This window comes from Methanomassiliicoccaceae archaeon DOK, assembly GCA_009911715.1.
Taxonomy (GTDB): domain Archaea; phylum Thermoplasmatota; class Thermoplasmata; order Methanomassiliicoccales; family Methanomethylophilaceae; genus Methanoprimaticola.
On the sequence record CP047880.1, the window covers coordinates 403,547 to 420,192 of the forward strand.

The 16,646-nt window shown below is 62.4% G+C and carries 21 protein-coding genes and 1 tRNA gene; 5 read left to right on the forward strand and 17 right to left on the reverse strand.

The genetic code is table 11. The annotated features are described in order from the left end of the window. Positions 1 to 14 precede the first annotated feature (14 nt). From JS82_02150 to JS82_02175, 6 genes are all read right to left on the reverse strand, one after another. Positions 15 to 416, reverse strand: a complete 402-nt coding sequence (locus JS82_02150; protein QHK18361.1) for a reverse transcriptase-like protein — start codon at positions 414 to 416, stop codon at positions 15 to 17. 2 nt (positions 417 to 418) lie between these two features. Then, positions 419 to 757, reverse strand: coding sequence for an aspartate 1-decarboxylase (locus tag JS82_02155; GenBank protein ID QHK18362.1), 339 nt, complete (start codon positions 755 to 757; stop codon positions 419 to 421). Positions 758 to 816: 59 nt separating this feature from the next. Beyond that, complete coding sequence (locus JS82_02160) at positions 817 to 1,635, reverse strand: ATP-binding cassette domain-containing protein (protein QHK16992.1); 819 nt, start codon at positions 1,633 to 1,635, stop codon at positions 817 to 819. After that, positions 1,629 to 2,612, reverse strand: coding sequence for an iron chelate uptake ABC transporter family permease subunit (locus JS82_02165; protein QHK18363.1), 984 nt, complete (start codon positions 2,610 to 2,612; stop codon positions 1,629 to 1,631). The genes JS82_02160 and JS82_02165 overlap by 7 nt, the downstream gene beginning before the upstream one ends. Positions 2,613 to 2,685: 73 nt before the next feature. Further along, entirely contained in the window at positions 2,686 to 3,819 is a 1,134-nt protein-coding gene (locus JS82_02170; GenBank protein QHK16993.1) for a hypothetical protein, read from the reverse strand. Positions 3,820 to 3,945: 126 nt separating this feature from the next. Then, positions 3,946 to 4,018 (reverse strand) — tRNA-Asp (locus JS82_02175). 122 nt (positions 4,019 to 4,140) lie between these two features. Between JS82_02175 and JS82_02180 the strand changes: the two genes are divergently transcribed. Then, positions 4,141 to 4,542, forward strand: coding sequence for a glyoxalase (locus JS82_02180; GenBank protein QHK16994.1), 402 nt, complete (start codon positions 4,141 to 4,143; stop codon positions 4,540 to 4,542). 42 nt (positions 4,543 to 4,584) lie between these two features. Here JS82_02180 and JS82_02185 read toward each other — a convergent pair whose 3' ends face one another. The 3 genes from JS82_02185 to JS82_02195 form a co-directional block, all read right to left on the reverse strand. Beyond that, positions 4,585 to 4,959: a hypothetical protein gene (locus JS82_02185; GenBank protein ID QHK16995.1), complete on the reverse strand. Its 375-nt coding sequence runs from the start codon at positions 4,957 to 4,959 to the stop codon at positions 4,585 to 4,587. Positions 4,960 to 5,025: 66 nt separating this feature from the next. Beyond that, a complete protein-coding gene (locus JS82_02190) occupies positions 5,026 to 6,231 on the reverse strand; it encodes a SufD family Fe-S cluster assembly protein (protein QHK16996.1) in 1,206 nt (401 codons plus the stop codon). Next, positions 6,207 to 6,950, reverse strand: coding sequence for an ATP-binding cassette domain-containing protein (locus JS82_02195; protein ID QHK18364.1), 744 nt, complete (start codon positions 6,948 to 6,950; stop codon positions 6,207 to 6,209). The genes JS82_02190 and JS82_02195 overlap by 25 nt, the downstream gene beginning before the upstream one ends. Positions 6,951 to 7,128: 178 nt before the next feature. On the opposite strand from JS82_02195, the gene JS82_02200 reads away from it, so the two are divergent. Beyond that, positions 7,129 to 7,710 carry a flavodoxin family protein gene (locus tag JS82_02200; GenBank protein ID QHK16997.1) on the forward strand — a complete coding sequence of 194 codons (582 nt, stop codon included), beginning with the start codon at positions 7,129 to 7,131 and terminating at the stop codon, positions 7,708 to 7,710. A 15-nt stretch (positions 7,711 to 7,725) separates the two neighbouring features. Here the strand turns inward: JS82_02200 and JS82_02205 are convergent, their stop codons facing one another. The 3 genes from JS82_02205 to JS82_02215 all read right to left on the reverse strand — a co-directional run bounded on the left by JS82_02205 (position 7,726) and on the right by JS82_02215 (position 10,026). Then, the gene (locus JS82_02205; protein QHK16998.1) at positions 7,726 to 8,448 is read right to left on the reverse strand and encodes a hypothetical protein; all 723 of its coding nucleotides are present in this window, start codon (positions 8,446 to 8,448) and stop codon (positions 7,726 to 7,728) included. Positions 8,449 to 8,521: 73 nt separating this feature from the next. Then, positions 8,522 to 9,145: a ferredoxin gene (locus JS82_02210; GenBank protein ID QHK16999.1), complete on the reverse strand. Its 624-nt coding sequence runs from the start codon at positions 9,143 to 9,145 to the stop codon at positions 8,522 to 8,524. A gap of 56 nt (positions 9,146 to 9,201) precedes the next feature. Next, positions 9,202 to 10,026 (reverse strand): DUF3737 family protein, encoded by an 825-nt coding sequence (locus tag JS82_02215; protein QHK18365.1) that lies wholly within the window; start codon positions 10,024 to 10,026, stop codon positions 9,202 to 9,204. Positions 10,027 to 10,191: 165 nt separating this feature from the next. Between JS82_02215 and JS82_02220 the strand changes: the two genes are divergently transcribed. Then, positions 10,192 to 10,887 carry a hypothetical protein gene (locus JS82_02220; protein ID QHK17000.1) on the forward strand — a complete coding sequence of 232 codons (696 nt, stop codon included), beginning with the start codon at positions 10,192 to 10,194 and terminating at the stop codon, positions 10,885 to 10,887. Positions 10,888 to 10,912: 25 nt separating this feature from the next. Here the strand turns inward: JS82_02220 and JS82_02225 are convergent, their stop codons facing one another. The 3 genes from JS82_02225 to JS82_02235 are packed head-to-tail and all read right to left on the reverse strand — an operon-like array spanning position 10,913 to position 14,123. After that, the gene (locus tag JS82_02225; GenBank protein QHK17001.1) at positions 10,913 to 12,415 is read right to left on the reverse strand and encodes an AMP phosphorylase; all 1,503 of its coding nucleotides are present in this window, start codon (positions 12,413 to 12,415) and stop codon (positions 10,913 to 10,915) included. 55 nt (positions 12,416 to 12,470) lie between these two features. Then, on the reverse strand, positions 12,471 to 13,244 hold the full coding sequence (locus tag JS82_02230; protein ID QHK17002.1) for a 4Fe-4S dicluster domain-containing protein: 774 nt from the start codon (positions 13,242 to 13,244) through the stop codon (positions 12,471 to 12,473). A 42-nt stretch (positions 13,245 to 13,286) separates the two neighbouring features. Continuing rightward, positions 13,287 to 14,123, reverse strand: a complete 837-nt coding sequence (locus tag JS82_02235; protein ID QHK17003.1) for a 4-hydroxybenzoate polyprenyltransferase — start codon at positions 14,121 to 14,123, stop codon at positions 13,287 to 13,289. Positions 14,124 to 14,219: 96 nt separating this feature from the next. Here JS82_02235 and JS82_02240 point away from each other — a divergent pair, with 96 nt between their 5' ends. Together JS82_02240 and JS82_02245 are read left to right on the forward strand one after the other, a co-directional pair. Next, positions 14,220 to 14,930, forward strand: coding sequence for a hypothetical protein (locus tag JS82_02240; GenBank protein ID QHK17004.1), 711 nt, complete (start codon positions 14,220 to 14,222; stop codon positions 14,928 to 14,930). Between the two features lie 4 nt (positions 14,931 to 14,934). Beyond that, positions 14,935 to 15,510 carry a thymidylate kinase gene (locus JS82_02245; protein ID QHK17005.1) on the forward strand — a complete coding sequence of 192 codons (576 nt, stop codon included), beginning with the start codon at positions 14,935 to 14,937 and terminating at the stop codon, positions 15,508 to 15,510. 12 nt (positions 15,511 to 15,522) lie between these two features. On the opposite strand, the gene JS82_02250 is transcribed toward JS82_02245, so the two are convergent. Next, complete coding sequence (locus JS82_02250; GenBank protein QHK17006.1) at positions 15,523 to 16,245, reverse strand: UPF0280 family protein; 723 nt, start codon at positions 16,243 to 16,245, stop codon at positions 15,523 to 15,525. Next, complete coding sequence (locus JS82_02255) at positions 16,242 to 16,646, reverse strand: 4Fe-4S dicluster domain-containing protein (GenBank protein ID QHK17007.1); 405 nt, start codon at positions 16,644 to 16,646, stop codon at positions 16,242 to 16,244. Before JS82_02255 ends, JS82_02250 begins: the two co-directional genes overlap by 4 nt.

A 16,646-nucleotide genomic window follows, 5' to 3' on the forward strand; every position in this document is an offset into this window, starting at 1 on the left:
CTCCCGCCTTCCTCTCATTTCTGGTTCCTGTCCATCTCCGCGTTCAGGAGCGCGTCGGCGCGGGGGATGAACTCCTCCGACCTCCTCACGTTCCTGTAGGAGACCTTCGGTATGAGCGACGCCAGCGATTCCGCGTCGGCGTGAAGGACCGCCATGTCTGGGTTCTTCACCCTGTACTCGCCGGTCATCTGCCTGATGACGAGCTGCGAGTCCATGACGAACTCCGCCTCCTCGGCGCCCAGCTCCACGGCCTTGTTTATGGCCGCTATGAGCCCCCTGTACTCGGCGTAGTTGTTCGTGTGGACCCCCAAGAATTCGGAGTGCTCGTGCACGACCCTTCCGGAGGACGTGACGACGATGGCGTAGGCCGATGGTCCGGGGTTCCCTCTGGATCCGCCGTCCGAGTAGACGGTCAGCTTCAATAGACCAGCTCCCTGGCGACCCTGTTGTCGGAGTCCACCAGCAGTACCTTGGCCTTGATGGGCTCGTCGACGAGCTCGTAGGCCATGATGATGACGAGGTCGCCCTCGTTCACAAGGTGCGCGGCGGCCCCGTTGACGGCGATGATGCCGCTGCCCCTCTTGCCGGGCAGGGTGTATGTGTCGAAGCGGCTGCCGTTGTTGACGTCCGCTATGGTGACCTTCTCGCCCACCCAGATCCCGGCCCTGTCAAGCAGGTCCTCGTCGATGGTGATGCTGCCCTCGTAGTCGAGGCGGGTCTCCGTGACGGTCGCCCTGTGGATTTTACCGCGAAGCATCCAGCGCATGTGACCGCCCACTGGTGCGGTTGTTAAAGTACTTTGGGACGAAACGCGTATCAGCGTCCCGTCCCCGCATCGTCGGAACCGTCGTGGCAGGCGCCGAATAGCCTGACCGTGGGGTTCCCGCGCTCGTCCGTCTCGTAGCGGGCGTCGACGCTGAAAACCGTGCGCATGTTCCCGGGCGTCAGGACCTCCTCGGGGGTCCCGACCGCGAACACCCTCCTGTCGTGAAGGAGGATTATCCTGTCGCAGTACCTAGCCACCATCGGCAGGTCGTGGGAGACGAGGACCACCGTGAGTCCGCTTTCGCGGGACAGCCTGCGGACCAGGTCGAGAACGTCGAACTGCATGCTCACGTCGAGGTGGAGGGTCGGCTCGTCCATCAGCAGGACGTCAGGCGTCTGGGCGAGGGCCCTGGCTATGATCGTCCTCTGTCTCTCCCCTCCGCTCATGGTGTTGATGCGGCGGTCGGCCATGTGGGCGACTCCCGCCTGCTCCATCGCCTCGCGGACAATCCTCTCGTCCTCGGAGGTGCTTCCGCGGAAGGCCTCCTGGAACGGCATCCTCCCCATCTCGACTATGTCCCTCACGGTGAACGCGAAGCTGATCTCGTTGGTCTGCGGGACCGCGGCGACCTTCCTGGCGATGTCCCTCTTCTGCATACCCTCCAGGTCGTTCCCGTCGAGGAGGACGCACCCGACCTTCGGCCTCAGGTTCCTGTTGAGGTTCCTCAGCAGCGTGGTCTTGCCGCACCCGTTGGGACCCAGGATGCCGAGGACCTCCCCCGGGCTGAGGGAGAAGGACACGCCGTCGAGGATGGGCCTGCCGTCGTATCCGTATCCGAGGTCGCGGACCTCTAGCGGAGGGATCACCATCCGACCTCCCTCCTCCTGCTAACCAGCAGGTAAACGAAGAACGGCGCCCCCACCAGGGATGTCACCACGCCTATGGGGAGCACGCCGTAGTACGGGGCCACGAAATGGGCGACGTAGTCGCACATTATGATGAACGCCGCCCCTCCCAGGGTGGAGAGCGGCAGGACCAGGCGGTTGTCCGGTCCGAGAATGAGTCTGAAAATATGGGGGATCACGAGGCCGATGAAGCCTATGGTCCCGACGAAGGCAACGCTGACGGCTACGACCAGGGACGACACCACGAGCAACATCAGGCGGACCTTGGCGACATCCACGCCGAGGTCCATGGCATGGGCGTCACCGAGCATCATCGCGTTCAGCTTCCTGCACTGGGTCAGCATCACCGCCGCGCCTGCGACCACCACGGTCGCCACGATCGCTATCTCGGTCCATTCGGGATTGCCGAGGTTACCCATCGACCAGAACACGATGTCCTGCATCTCATCGCTCGGGGCGATGTAGGTTAGGAACGACACGATCGCCGATATGAGTGCGGACACCGCCACTCCGGCGAGGACGAGCGTCTCCGTCCTGACGTTGCCTCCTCCCGCCCTAGATACCGTGTAGACGAGGAACATGGTCAGCAGGCAGAACACGAAGGCCAGTACCGGCTGGGACGCGGAGAGGGGTATGAAGGACACCCCTACCAGGATCGCCAGGGCGGATCCCAGGGAGGCGCCGGAGGACAGTCCGAGTATGTACGGGTCGGCCAACGGGTTCCTGAAGACCGCCTGCATCACCCCGCCGGTGACCGCCAGTCCGGCGCCGACGAAGACGCCGATCGCGATGCGAGGCAGGTTCTGGGAGTTGACGATCTGGTCCGTCCCCCATGTGCCGTTCCCCGTGAGGGCCGCCCAGACCTCGCCGAGCGACAGCGTCCTGTTCCCAGCCCAGGACAGGTCCAGCAGGATGAACAAGAAAAGCAGGACGACGAGCACGAGCACGCACAGCAGCGCTTTGATCCATCTGTCGGTGTTCATGCTCATCGTCCGGTTGATGTCGGGCCCCCAGTTAATGGTTGCCTCTCCTAGCGATCACTATGCCCGCCGCGACGATCGCGACGACCACAACGACGACCAGGGCGATCATCAGTCCGTCGGTGCCGGCGCTGCCACCATTGGAGACTCCGCTCCCGGAACCGGGTCCGTAGTCCTCGATGTATCCATCGTACGGCTCCCCGAGGAGATCCGGGTAGAGGTACTGACCTATGGTCATGAGGCCGTCGGCGGACTCGGGGCACCAGTTGTTCCAGAGGCTGTCCATGATGACGACGGGGTAGTCCGTGTTGCCGCCCAGGACATCCTCTCTGAACGACTCCGCGGTCCCTCCGGCGGTCCCGTAGCTGTAGTTGACGAATATGACCGTGCCGGGGTTCGCCTCCAGCAGGGAGATGACGGTGTTCACGTCCCCGTAGTGGGACGCCGTCGAGTCGCTGTACCCGATGTTGTCCGCGTTGGCCACTTCGAGCATGGAGTTCATGATCGATGAGTTCCCGACGGAGAACTCCCCTCCGGTGTACCATACGAACAGGGCCTTCGCGCGCTCTGTGACTTCCGACACGGCATCCGACACCTGCGCGGTCTTGTCCAGCATGGAGCTCACGGAACCGGGGACCGTGCCCGATGCGATCATCGACACGTCGGAGACCATCTGGACGATCGCGTCGTAGTCGGAGACGGAGTCGGTGGTCCACACCAGGACCTTGGTGAACCCAGTATCGTCAAGTCTTTCGTAAAGCGCCCTGTTGGACGTGTAGCTGGTCAGGATGATCGTGTCGTCGAGCGAGAGCTCTCCGTCGTCGACCATGTTGATCAGGGTCGTGACGATGTAGTCGTGGTTGGTCTTGCCGTAGAAGCTGCCAAGGTCAACAGCGTCCATGGCCTCCAGCTCGTCGTATCCGGTGTAATCGTATGTGGAGTACCTGTCCACTGCGACGATCTTGTTCACGGCACCGGCCTCCGCGATAGTGAGGGTGGTGGCGGCACCTGTGGAGACGATGCGTTCCGCGGGGGAGTCGTAATGGTAAGTCCTGCCCTCGCCGTCCGTTATGTCGAACCCGGTACCATCGGCATCCGCCGGAACCGCGACGAACACGGTGCACAGCATCAGAGCCAGGATCCCTGTTGCGATCAGTTTGCTGTTCATATGATCACCATAATACGAAATCGATTACTAGTAACACCAGAAAGATGAGTGGATGTACTTAACCGTTGACGATGGATGACACAGAATCAAGGGCAATCGAAACGATGTGAACAAGAAAGGGATGAGCGCCCTGGTCGGAATTCGAATCCGAGTCGAAGCCTCGACAGGGCTTCATGATAGGCCGCTACACTACCAGGGCAGTATGCCTTGGTATAGAGGACATCTATATAATGATTTCTATGATTCGGGAAGATGGCCAGACGTCCTCTGCGGTACATCCCCGTCGAAAGTACGATATCGTTCCGTGTGCATCCGGATTCCATGCCTTTGGGAGATCCACAGGGAGGCCTCTTCGAGTACACCGTCGAGGGGATTCCCGAATCGATATTCGCCTGCTCCGTCCCAGTACGCGACCTGGACAGGGCGATCGAGTTCTACACGGGCATCCTATGCCTGGACGTTCTGGGCTGCACCGGCGCGGAGGCGTACCTCAGACGTGGTCAGTGCCGCATAATCCTGAGGGTGTCCGAGGATGCGGGTGTGGACACGGGGGTGTACTTCGGAGTGGACAGTCCCTTCAACACCCGCCGCCGCCTCATCGACGAGGACGTGGAGTTCGTCCGGGAGCCGGTCCACACGCCGTTCGGCACGTGCACGTCTTTCCTCGATCCGGACGGGAACGTGCTCCACGCGATAGACTGCGGCGCCGAGTTCAGAATCTGATTTCGAAGAGGGGAAGGTGGCCCACGCGAGGGGCCGTTTGGCTCAGTCCAGGAAGAACTCCTTGACGTTGTCCCTGAACAGGTACCAGAGGATGATCAGTGCGACTATGACCAGCACGATCCCTCCCGCTCCGGTGACGAACAGGGATGCGATGCCGAAGATCAGGTTCAGTATGGTGAAGATCACTCCGAGGTACCACCAGAGCTTCCAGCCCTTGAGGAACCCGGCCCCGACGACGATCTGTATAATCCCGAGGACAGCGACCGCGCCGCCGGACAATCCGGCGATCTCCTCGATTTCGGGGTCCACAGCCATGCCCGTGGCGGCGAGCATGATCCCGGAGACCAGAAGCAGCAGTCCTAACAGTACGTAGATGACGCCGATGAGCGTCACAAGAAGAGGGCGTTTTGCTCCCATGACGGAAGCATCGCTCTAAGGGTTTAAAAGGTGGAGGGTCCCCGCGGGGCCCTCCGATGATTGGGTTCAGTCTCCGAGGTTCGCCTGCTCGATGGCTGCGTCCAGCTCCTGCTGGAGCGCCGGCGGGAGGCCGTTGATGCTTCCCGACAGGAATCCCCTGACGATCATGCTGACCGCCTCGTCCTCGGTGAGGCCCCTGGACATCAGGTACTCGATCTGGTCCTGGGCGATCTTTCCGACGGCGGCCTCGTGGGTCATCTCGACGTCGGCCACATGCGCCTCGAGCTCGGGGACCGCGTTGGTCGATCCGCCGTCCTTCATGATGATGCTCCTGCACTCCAGGTGGGCCTTCGCTCCGGGGGCGTTCCCCACGAGGCGTCCGCGGGCGCACATGTGTCCGCCCATGGAGATGCTCCTGCTCATGATCTGGGCGCTGCTGTCCCTTCCGTTCAGGTACACCAGTCCTCCGGTGTCGATGTCGGAGCCCTCGTGCGCGATGCACATGGTGTTGTACAGGGCGGTCGCGCCCTCGGCCAGGCTGGCGGAGGGGAAGCTCTGGAGGCTGCCGACGGGGTTCAGGATGACGTAGTTGTTGGTGTAGTTGGAGTTCTTCCCGACCACGGTGGCGGTCCTCGGGCGGACGCCGGTCTGCTTGCCCCAGCTGTGGATCATGGAGAAGGTCAGGTTGCAGTTCTCGCCCAGGTAGATCTCGGACACCCCGATGTGGAGGGCGTCGTTGGCATGGGGGGAGGTCGAGCATCCCGTGATCATCTCGAGGGAGGCGTTGTCCTCCACGATGACGATGTTGTGGACGTTCTGGATGGTCTTGTCCGTGTTGATCATCATGCAGGTCTGGACGGGGTCCTTGACGTGGTACCCGGACTTGACGCGGATGAAGTAGCCGTCGGCCTCCTCGAGGTAGCTCTTGGCGGTGTACTTGTCCTTGGCGGGGTCCATCGCCTTCCACATGTAGTCCTTGACCCAGTCGTACTTCTTCAGGGCGTCCTGGGTGGACATCATCTCCAGTCCCTCCTGCTGGGAGGAGCTGCAGTGGCTCATGCCGTTGTCGATGAACATCAGGGTCCCGGAGCGGTTCATCTCGTCGGCCACGACCCCGACCTTCTCCATGTAGTCCTTGTACTTGGAGCTCTGGAGGTCGTCTATCTGCACGGAGTCCTTCGAACCCTCCTCGTAGTGGTCCAGGTCCAGGTCGGCACCGTACGCGCCCTTCTTGTTCAGGGCTTCCTTCACAGACTGATTATCTGCTGACATCCGTCGCACTCTCCGTATCCGTTCTCTCTGATCTCCTTGAGCAGGTCGCTGGGCCTGCCGGAGCAGAATATCCTGCCGTCCCTCATGACGTATCCGCGGTCTGCGCCGATGTAGTCCATGATCTGGCCGGTGTGGGTGATGACCAGGGACGACACGTGCCTCTGCTTCCCGGGGCAGCTGCCGTCGTACAGCAGGTCGTGGACCTTGTTGCCGATGAGGTCGATGTTCTCCAGGTCCACGCCGGACTCGGGCTCGTCCAGGAGGATGAACTCGGGTTTCTGGGCGGTGAGCTGCAGGAGCTCGGACCTCTTGATCTCCCCTCCGGAGAAGCCCACGTTGACCTCCCTCTCGAGGAAGTTCTGCATCTTGAACTTGGAGGCGTCCTTCAGGATGGCCTCCCCGTTGTCGGGGGACGACGCCTTGATGAGGTCGCCGAGCTTGACCCCGTAGATGTTCGGGGGGCGCTGCATCATCATGCCTATCCCCAGCTTCGCGCGCTGGTCCACCGTCATCTCGGTGATGTCCTGTCCCTTGAACAGGATCTGGCCCTGAGTGACCTTGATCGAGCTGTAGCCCATTATAGTGGACATCAGCGTGGACTTGCCGGACCCGTTGGGTCCGAAAAGAACGCATGTCTCCCCCTCGTTGACGGTGAGGTTGACGCCTTTCAGGATCTCCCTCTCGCCGGCCACGGCGTGCAGGTCGACCACTTTCAGCATTTCAGTCATTTCTTCACCTGTAACGCCGTGAACGCTACACTATAATTTAACTTATCGAGCATCACCGATGATACTGTACCCGGGGATGCGGCTCATAGGCCGCGATATCCGTGCCGCGGTGCGCGGACACCGCCTCCGGACCGATACAGGTTTATCGGGCACGACTCTACGCTCCTGCATGAAGGTACTCGCGCTCAACGGAAGCCCCCGCCCGATCGGGAACACTAGCAACATACTCCACGAGGTCACGGACCTCTTCGAGAGGGAGGGCATAGAGGTGGAGATCGTCTACCTCTACGAGTACCAGTTCGTCAACTGCAACGTCTGCCTGACCTGCGAGATTAGGGGAGACGGCAGATGCATCGACGAGGACGACGGGTTCAACGACCTCCTGGACAGGATGAGGCAGGCGGACGGGATCATCCTCGCCGCGCCGACCTACGCCAACGCCTGCCCGAGCATGATGCAGACGTTCCTGGAGAGGGCCGCTCTCGTCTTCGGGAAGGGCGACCACGGCCTGAAGGGAAAGGTCGGGGGCGCGATCGCCGTGTGCGGACACGACGGCGCGTCCATGGTGTACAACCAGATGGTGGACTGGATGCTGATGAACCAGATGCTGGTGTCCGGGTCCTACCCGATGCCCATCGTGAGGGCGCTGAACTCCCCACAGTACGAGGATGACAAGGAGGGCATGAAGGGGATCCACTCCCTCGTGGAGGGGATGGTCTCCGCAATCATGCGCCTCAACGGCTACGCCTGAGCCGAAGAAGGTCGGTCAGAAGAAGAAGAACCCGCATCCCTCGGACACGGATATCCTGGCCACGGCCTCCATTCTGTCGACCGGGCCGCTGTAACGTCTGACCATCATCTTGCCCTCCTCCGGGAGGGCCTCCCTCAGCACGCCGACCTCCCTCAGGAGCTCCTCGGCGTCCTCGGGTGTGAACCTTTTCCCCTCCTTCACCGCATCCGGCACCGACGCCACGATGGGGCACCCGTGCCTTCCGGCTATCTCGGGGAGCAGGCTGTTGTCCGGACCGAACGCCCCTATGCAGCCCCTGCCCTTGTCCCAGGACAGCGGGCAGTTGGCGCACATGTCGTTCATCTCGTCGAAGCTGAGCATGTCCCATCCCGTGAGCCTGTCGTCGGCGCCCGCCTTCGCCAGCACCTTCTCCCTGACGTCGTCGGGGAGGCCCTCCGTGACGATCCATCCCGTGCACACCCTCTGGGCGAGTGGTTCGAGGGTGGCCCTGTCGTCGTCCTTCTTGACCTTGTCCATGTAGACTGCGTCGGTCTCGGGGTTGATCCTGTTGCGCTTGATGAAGGCGTCCCAGTCGCCCACGGCCTTCTTCGCGGTGTCCAGGTCCACCTTGGTGTCGTACTCCATGTACTCCTCGAAGCCGCTTGGGTCGTCCAGGTGCACCTTGACGATGTTCGCGCGCAGCTCCCTGCAGGGAGCGCTGGGTGCCTCAGTCTCACAGATTCCGATGTTGATTCCCATGCCCTCACCTCCGCCTCGGCGGCGGGATGCGACGCTATTCGCTCACTATGTAGTTAATGACTGCGGATGCGGTTCACAGACGGTTCTCCGATACGACCGATCCGCTGCGGGAGACGACCGTCTCCGTGACCTCGACGGGTCTGCCGGCGGTCTCGGCGGCCGCCGCCACGATGTTGGTGAGCGCCCTGCAGCAGGGGACCTCCATCCTCACGACATGTACCCTGTCGATCGGGTTGCCAGCCAGGATGGATGCGATCTTGTCGAACCTCGTGCGATCGTCCAGCTTGGGGCATCCGATGATCACGGGGTTCCCGGCCACGAACCTCCTCCTGAAGTCGTCGATGGTGAACGCGGTGCAGTCGGCAGCGATGACGAGGGTCCCCCTGAAGAAGTCGGACCTTGGGTGGACGAGTGCGATCTGGATGGGCCACTGGTATCCGGGGTCCGCCATGAGGCAGGACGGCTGCGCGTCGGTCCCGGGCGCGACCGGCACGGTCGACGGGGGTTCCGGGTCCCTGAAGGTGATCGCACCCCTGGGGCAGGCCGGAAGGCAGTCGCCGAGGCCGTCGCAGACGTTCTCGCGGACGAGTTCGGCCTTCCCGTCCACCAGTTCTATGGCACCTTCGTGGCAGGCGGTCACGCACAGTCCGCATCCGTCGCATTTCTCCTTGTCTATGGAGACCTTCCTTCCGAGCATGGGGAGACAAGGCGTCATGGCTGTTTTAAGGCGTCGTTGTTTCGACAACGGAGCTCTCAGTCGTCCGTCACGATCTCGCAGGAGCATTCCATGACCTGGTCCCCGAGGACGATCCTCCCTATGCTCCCTGCGTGGATCCTGCCGGAGCGCGGGTTCTTGACGGACTCCACATGCTCCTTGACCTCTGCATCCACGTCCGAGTACTCGAACGCCAGGTCCGTACCCTTCATGGTGCAGTCTATCAGCTTCAGGTTCCTGCAGTAGCAGAACGGCTGCGTCCCGGATATCCTGCATCCGATTAGCGTCAGGTTTTCCGAGTACCATCCGAGGTACTCGCCTCTCACATCGCAGTCCCTCAGGGTCACGTTCCTGCTGTGCCAGAACGCGTCCTTGGTCTCTAGGCTGGATCTCTCGATGACGACGTCCTCCGTGTACTGGAACGAGTACTTCCCCTTCATGGTCATCCCATCGATCCTCAGGTGGGAGCTGTCGAGGAAGATGTACTCGGATTCGATCTCGCTGTCCCCGATCCTGATCCCGCGGCATTTCCAGCCGAACTCGGGCGAACAGATCCTGCAGCCACGTACGGCGACGTTGTCGCACTCCCTCAGGCACTTGACGCCCGAGACCACGGTGTCCGACAGGATGCCGTCACTGGAGTACCAGAGCGGCGCGCGGCAGTTCTCCGTGAGGCTGCATCCCTCCATGGTGAACCCATGAGTGTGCCAGACCGGATAGCGGAGGTCGAAGGTGCATCCTTTGACGACGATGTCACGGCCCTCCTTCAGCGCCGACTCGCCGTCGTTCGGTCCCGAGAAGGTGCAGTTCTCGACGACAGCGTCGCGGAGGTTGTACAGCGCGCGCTCCTCGTCGAAGGTCATCCCCGACACATGCCTGCGGTCACTGGCGTTTCCGACGACTCCATTCGTGGCGATCATGACCCCACCCATGTGCGGATTATATTTAAGTTAAATCTAACTACAAGTATTGAGTGCCTCGGGATGAAGGTTGAAAGAGTAAATACCTGTAGTTGTATTACAGCGCTCATGGCGTCGCCGATTGTCGAACCCCTCGTGTGCAGAGTTTGCGGCAGGGAGCTTGAGGCGACGGCATCGACAGATGATGAGCCAGACATCGAGATCCGCATGTGCGCGGATTGCGCGGAGGGGAGGTCGAAGGTGCTTGTCCGCATGTACGACGGCACCAGCAGGAGATACCCCCAGAACAAGGTGTTCCGCGGGAACTACCGTCTGATGATGGACGGCGGGAAGAGCTACCACACCCATGTGAACTGCTATCTCAACTGGAACAGGACCACGCTCCTTTGTTTTACAGGCTGGAAGCTGATCCCGAAGAGCGCCATTGTGAACATCAAGAAGTGCCCCTTCTGCATGGCGGCCGACGGACATCAGCCCGGGTTCGTCAACATGCCCCTCTACGGATGGGACATCTACAAGGGACGTGAGCCGATAGGCGTCATGAAGCTGGACTGCAAGGACTCACACCTCTTCATCGGGTGCCTGCTGGTGCCCGGTCAGACAGTCGAGGGGATGCCAGAGTTCTTCACCGGCAGGTCCCATCTCCCCATCCCGGAAGGGGTGGAGCTAATAGGCTTCGACGATCCCTACACGATACACTTCGTCACGGCGATAGACGAGCATCCGGATCGCAGGACCGTGTCCGTAAGCGTGTACCAGGTGCTCTTCGACAGGAACGGCGAATTCGTCGAAAGCGAGCGCTGAACGCCGATTGTGCAGGGGGTCGTTCTCAGTCCGGCCCGATTCTTTTGATAATCATGCCCTCGATGCCTATCGGCTCCCTCTCGAGGGCGACATCGACCGCGTGTCCGAGTTTATCCTCGCGTTCGGCGTAGATCGTCATCAGAACATCCCCCTCGGAGACCTTCATCCCGAGCTTCTTGCCGAGGACGACCCCCGCGCCCTTGTCCGAAGGGGCGCCGGCGGCTTTCGCCACGGCCACAACGGCCTTGTTGGAAAGGCTCCTGACGAATCCGGACCTCTCGGCCCTTATCTCCGCGGAGTGGCTGCCGGGAACCATGTCCTTGGAGGAGATGTCCGGTTTTCCGCCCTGTGCGGCCACTATCTCGAGGAACTTCTCATGAGCCAGTCCGGATTCCAGGATCTCCCTCGCCTTTCCGACCCCGTCACGGACACCGCCCATGCTCAGGATCGTCCCGGCGCATATGCACGCCTTGTCGATCACATCCTCATGTCCCGGGACGCGTTCGAGGACCTCCATGCATTCCCTCGCCTCGAGGATCGGGCCCACGGCCTCGCCCAGGGGCTGTTTGGCGTATGTTATGGCGCATTCGACCCTGATGCCGAGCTTGTCCCCCAGGTCCATGAGATCCCTGGCGTAGCCCTTCGCATCCTCCAGGGTGGGCACCTTCGATTCCGATCCCATGGGTATGTCCATGACCAGGTCGGTGGCCCCCACGGCGACCTTCTTGCTCATGATGGACGCCAGAAGCTGAGGGCGGGGATCGATGCCGAGGGGGCGCTGGACCGTGATGAAGTGGTCTCCGGCGGGACCCAGGTCGGTGGCCCCCGTCCATGAGAACACGCCGCCTGTCTCCTCGGAGATGCGCCGGACCTCGTCCGCGTCCAGATCCACCCTGCAGAACGTCTCGACGAAGTCAGCCGTCCCGCAGGCGCTGCTGATTGCACGGGACGATAGCTTGGGGATGGTCAGTCCGGCGGCCGCGACGATGGATACGACGATCGGAGTGATCTTGTTGCCGGGAAGGCCGCCGAAGCTGTGGAAATCGAAGACCTGCTTGTCATGGAACGTCAGCTCGTCGCCGGTCTCCGCCATCGCCCTGGCGTAGGCGGCGATCTCGTCGGTGTCCATCCCCTTGATGTAGAGTGCTGTGAGCCATGCGGAGATCTCGATCCTGGACAGCCTCCCGGCGACGACGTCGTCCACAACCTGCCTGATGGATTCGGAGGGGAGGTGCATCCCGTCCATCTTCGCACGTATGTGCCTGACGGACTCTGGGGTGTGCGACAGGGTGACCTCAGCGGATCCTCCGACGGCCGTGCCGCTGGCCCTCTGGACCGAGGGCGGTACGAGGATCGTCCCGCAGCGGACCAGTGTGTCGGAGACGGATACTATGGCTATTGCGGCGGAGGTCCCCGCGATCCTGACACGGTCCCCCTCGGAGACGGAGAGTGAACGGCAGTCGTCCTCATGCAGGAGGACGGTGGGTTCGGATGTGTCAAGGTCGTAGTTCCTCACTTCGAGCTTCATCTTGTGGCCTCCGTCCCGTATCCGCGGTCATCGATATTAATGGGCTGTCGTCCGGTCACGAGCCGTGCCTGGAGCAGTGCTCCTTGCCCTCGGCGGTGACCCTCTCGGACCCCCTGTACGGATCGAGGTCCCTGCCCACGGGGCAGACGTCTATGCAGATGCCGCAGGGCCAGTGGTGCTCGTCCTTCAGGACTAGGTGGTGCCGGATGCACCGCTCCATGTCCATGCTATAGAATCCTCCGTCCTCTTCGGAGAACGCCTTCGAGGGGCACCTCCTCATGCACTTCCCGCAGTGGATGCAAAGATCCGCATCTAGCATGGGGTCGGCCTCTATGTCCGCGTCCGTGAGTATGGTGACCATGCGGACCCTCGGTCCGAACTCCTCGGTGAGGAGGTTGTGGCTGGCCCCGATCGTCCCCATGCCCGAGTAATACCCGGCGAGGACGTGGGAGAACGCCGCGGTGGGTTCGTCCAGAAGGACGCCGATGTTGAAGTAGCCGTCCCTGGGGAAGAAAACGGCGCGATGTCCCTGGGAGATCAGCCAGGACGTCATGCGGTACGCCATGTCGTCGAGGATGCGGTTGCTGGTGCGGTAGAGCTCCTGGTAGACCATCGACGGGGTGGTCGACACCATCGCCGGGGGGAGCGGTATCCCGATGACGATGGCGTTCTCCGCCCACGGCCAGATGCTCCTGGGCCAGTAGGCACTGTCCTGGATGGGGTGCTCGGACCAGCGGTCGGTGGGGCACGACTTCACGACTGCGGCGCCCAGTTCCATCGCCTTCTCGACCACGGCCCTCTTGAGCCCTGCGGGATCGGTCTCGGTCATGTCGATGCGAACGGGATACCCGTTATAAATCGGATGCTGGGCTCAGAACCTGAACACACCGGCGATGAACGCCACGAGCGCGACCACCATGGCCAGCTTCGCGAACTTCTGCGCCCTGTGCGGACTGGAGAAAACCACCGTCGCGCAGTAGACGAATATCGCGTCCGCGATCACGACCGAGTAGTAGAGCGGCCCGTACGTGTGCCAGACCATCGGGGCGACGCTGAGGACGGGGCCGGCGACGAAGAACACGCACGCCAGGGCGGCCGCCTTCCCCGGTCCGATCCTCATGGGGAGCGTGAGCCTGTCGCCCTCGTCGGATTCCATGTCCTCTATGTCCTTGGCGATCTCCCTGCCGACCGAGACGAGCAGGGCCATGAGCGCCACGATGACGTTGTCGGCCGCGTCCCCGACGACTGCCCCTCCCAGCAGGAACATCATGCCGGTGAGGACCGCGATGGTCACGTTGCCGACGAATCCCCTCTGCTTCAGGGCAACCTCGTACGAGACCATCAGGACGCATGCGATGACCACGATCAGGATGCATTCGAGGTCGAATGTGAACAGGGAGACGACGACGGATCCACCGAGCATGGCCAGGGCCGCGTGGAGGGCGGCTCTCCTGGTCATCCTCCCGGACGGGATCGGACGCTCGGGATGGGCGGTCTTGTCTATCTCGAAGTCTATGTAGTCGTTCAGGGCGTTCCCGCCGCAGATGAACATGAAGACGACCACCGCCGATATCAGGAGGTTCGCCCACGCGTCTGCGATGTCGGTCCCCGCGGCCATGAATGCGGCCACCGCCACGCCGACGATTCCCATGACGGCGTTCCCTGTCCTGAACAGCTGGAGGTACTTGTTCACGGTCACACCATGCATCAGGGGGTATTAGACCCTTGAGGGCGGGACGGGCATGTCGGCGCCCGCCGGGCCGGGATCCGGACCAACGGTATTATGTCGTCATGGGGTGATGACATGGCGGTCATCGTGAACAGTCAGGATGTCATGGGTCTGGTGCTCGTCTACACAATCATCGCCGTGTCGCTCGCCGTCGCCATGATTCTGGAGAGGAGGGGTGACAGGAACGTGCGCAAGGTCGTGCACATCGGCGTCGGCTTCTTCGTCTTCGTCTGGTGGATGTTCTCCGAGAACTGGATAATGTTCGTATTCTTCGCCCTGCCGTTCGCCCTGGTGCTGCTGGCCGCCATGCTCAAGGACAACGTCGTGTCCGAATCTTCGCTGGGGGACATAGCCAACAACCAGGGTCACAGGACGGGACTGTTCCTCTACGTCGTCAGCATCGGCGTGATGATCGTGTTCTTCTGGGACCACTGGACCGCCGCCACCGTCGGAATCGTGGCGATGACATGGGGCGACGGGTTCGGCAGCGTGGTGGGGAGGAGGTTCGGCAGGCACAGGATCCTCAACGGGAAGTCCGTCGAGGGATCCGTCGCCGTGTTCGCCGCCACCGCGGTCATGGCTGCGGTGATAATCCTCTTCTACGGTTGGCTCACGGCCTCAGGGTTCTATCCGTCCGGGGACAGCATCCCGACGGTCCCGGTATGGGCCGCATCGGTCATCGCCGGGCTCCTGGCGACGGTCCTCGAGGCAGTATGTCCGGGGCAGTACGACAACCTCGTCATCCCCCTGGTGGTCGCGAGCGCCATGGTTCTGCTGGGGCTGTGATGCCATGGTGTGGTACGTCGTCGACGGGATGGACGGATCCGGGAAGACCACCGCCGCGGATATGCTGGCCTCCGAGCTCCGGTCACGGGGGCGCAGGGTGCTCCTGATCTCCCATCCGAACACCGATACGCTGGTGGGCCGTCTGGAGCAGGGGTTCCTGCACGGCGACTCGAAGCTCGACGTCATCCTCTCCACGCTGTTCTACATCGGGGACGTCATGCACTCCCTGGCCGTCATGCGGGGGAGGAGGCGCTACGACTACGACGACGTGGTATTTGTCAGGTACAGCATGGCGGTCGCCTATCTTCCGGACGGCGCGTGCCGGAAGGCCGACCGCGCGGTGAGGCTCCTGCTGCCGACACCCGACGTCGCCGTGCTGGTCGATGTCGAGCCGGAGACCGCCATCGGCCGCATCTTCGACCGCGGGGACGAGCTCGAGATGTTCGAGACCGTCGAGAGGCTCACGGCCATCCGCGGCAGGATGATCGGCATATCGGAGGGCTGGGTGGTGCTCGACAACAACGGCGGCCCGGAGGGGCTCGCGGACGGGATAAGGTCGAAGGTCCTTGGCCGTTCCTGACGGGTCGGCACGTCACCGATCCTCATTCCCGGCGGGGCGGTACGGCTCCAGGGCGGAGCAGTCAGCAGCGACGACCTCCGGAAGGCTCCCGAATATCGCCACCTTGTCCCCGCAGCATGCCAGGCAGCCCGTGACCCCGGCCAGGGAACCGATGGTCCTCACGGCGTCGCCCAGGGTCTGCTCGTCCCTCACCAGGTTGCCCAGCGCGGTGGCGCAGCAGTCCGCCAGGACGACGTCGTCCGCCAGGACCGTGCTGATGCTGCTGGAGCCGAGGGATACCGACGGCCCAACGGTGCGTGAAGATGAGCACATCCCGACTATGCGGTCGGAGGACATGGAGAACGCCAGGTCCCTGAACACCGGGTGGTCGGCGAATATCCCCACGAGCCTCGGCTCCGGGGAGAAGAACGCTATGTCCCCGCCGTTCTCCACGATCGCATGGGACGAGCCCTCTGACAGGAGCCTCTCGGCGACGTGAAGGGCCACCGCCCCCGCCACCCCGGCCATGGGCCCGACGCCGGCCACGCGGGAGGCCTCGCACATCCTCCTGACGATGGGGTCGTCTCCCGGGGATGCCTCGTAGGGGTCGTAGGTTATCCCGAAGAACGGGTCCTCCGAAATCTTCGACTCTATCGAGAACCTGGCCTCCATAAGGGCGTCGAACGCGGCATCGCGGAGGCCGTCGTCGCATACGACGGTCAGGATGCTCTCCCTGTAGGCGAGGGGGAACCTCATAGCTCGAGCTGGATCGCCTTCACGGAGCAGGCGTTGATGCAGGACCCGCAGGCGATGCAGGTGCCGGTGTTCAGCCTGACCTCCACGGTCTCCTTGTCGTAGTAGATGGACCTTGTCGGGCAGAGCGAGACGCAGGCGCCGCAGCTCCAGCACCTCTCGTAGTCATGGAAGATGTGGCCTTTCAGTTCCTTCACCCCGAACCCCTGTTCGCGGATGTGGGTCATCCCGTTGATTATGTCGTCCTTGGATCCCTCGATGCTCAGCAGCATGATCCCGCTGCCGTCACCGTTGATGTCCGCCCTCAGTACGTTGGGCTTGAGGTTGAACTCGGAGACCAGCGTGTACGTGACCGACTCGAGGACGTTGCTCTCGTCGAAGTCTATCCTGAACTTCTTCTCCAT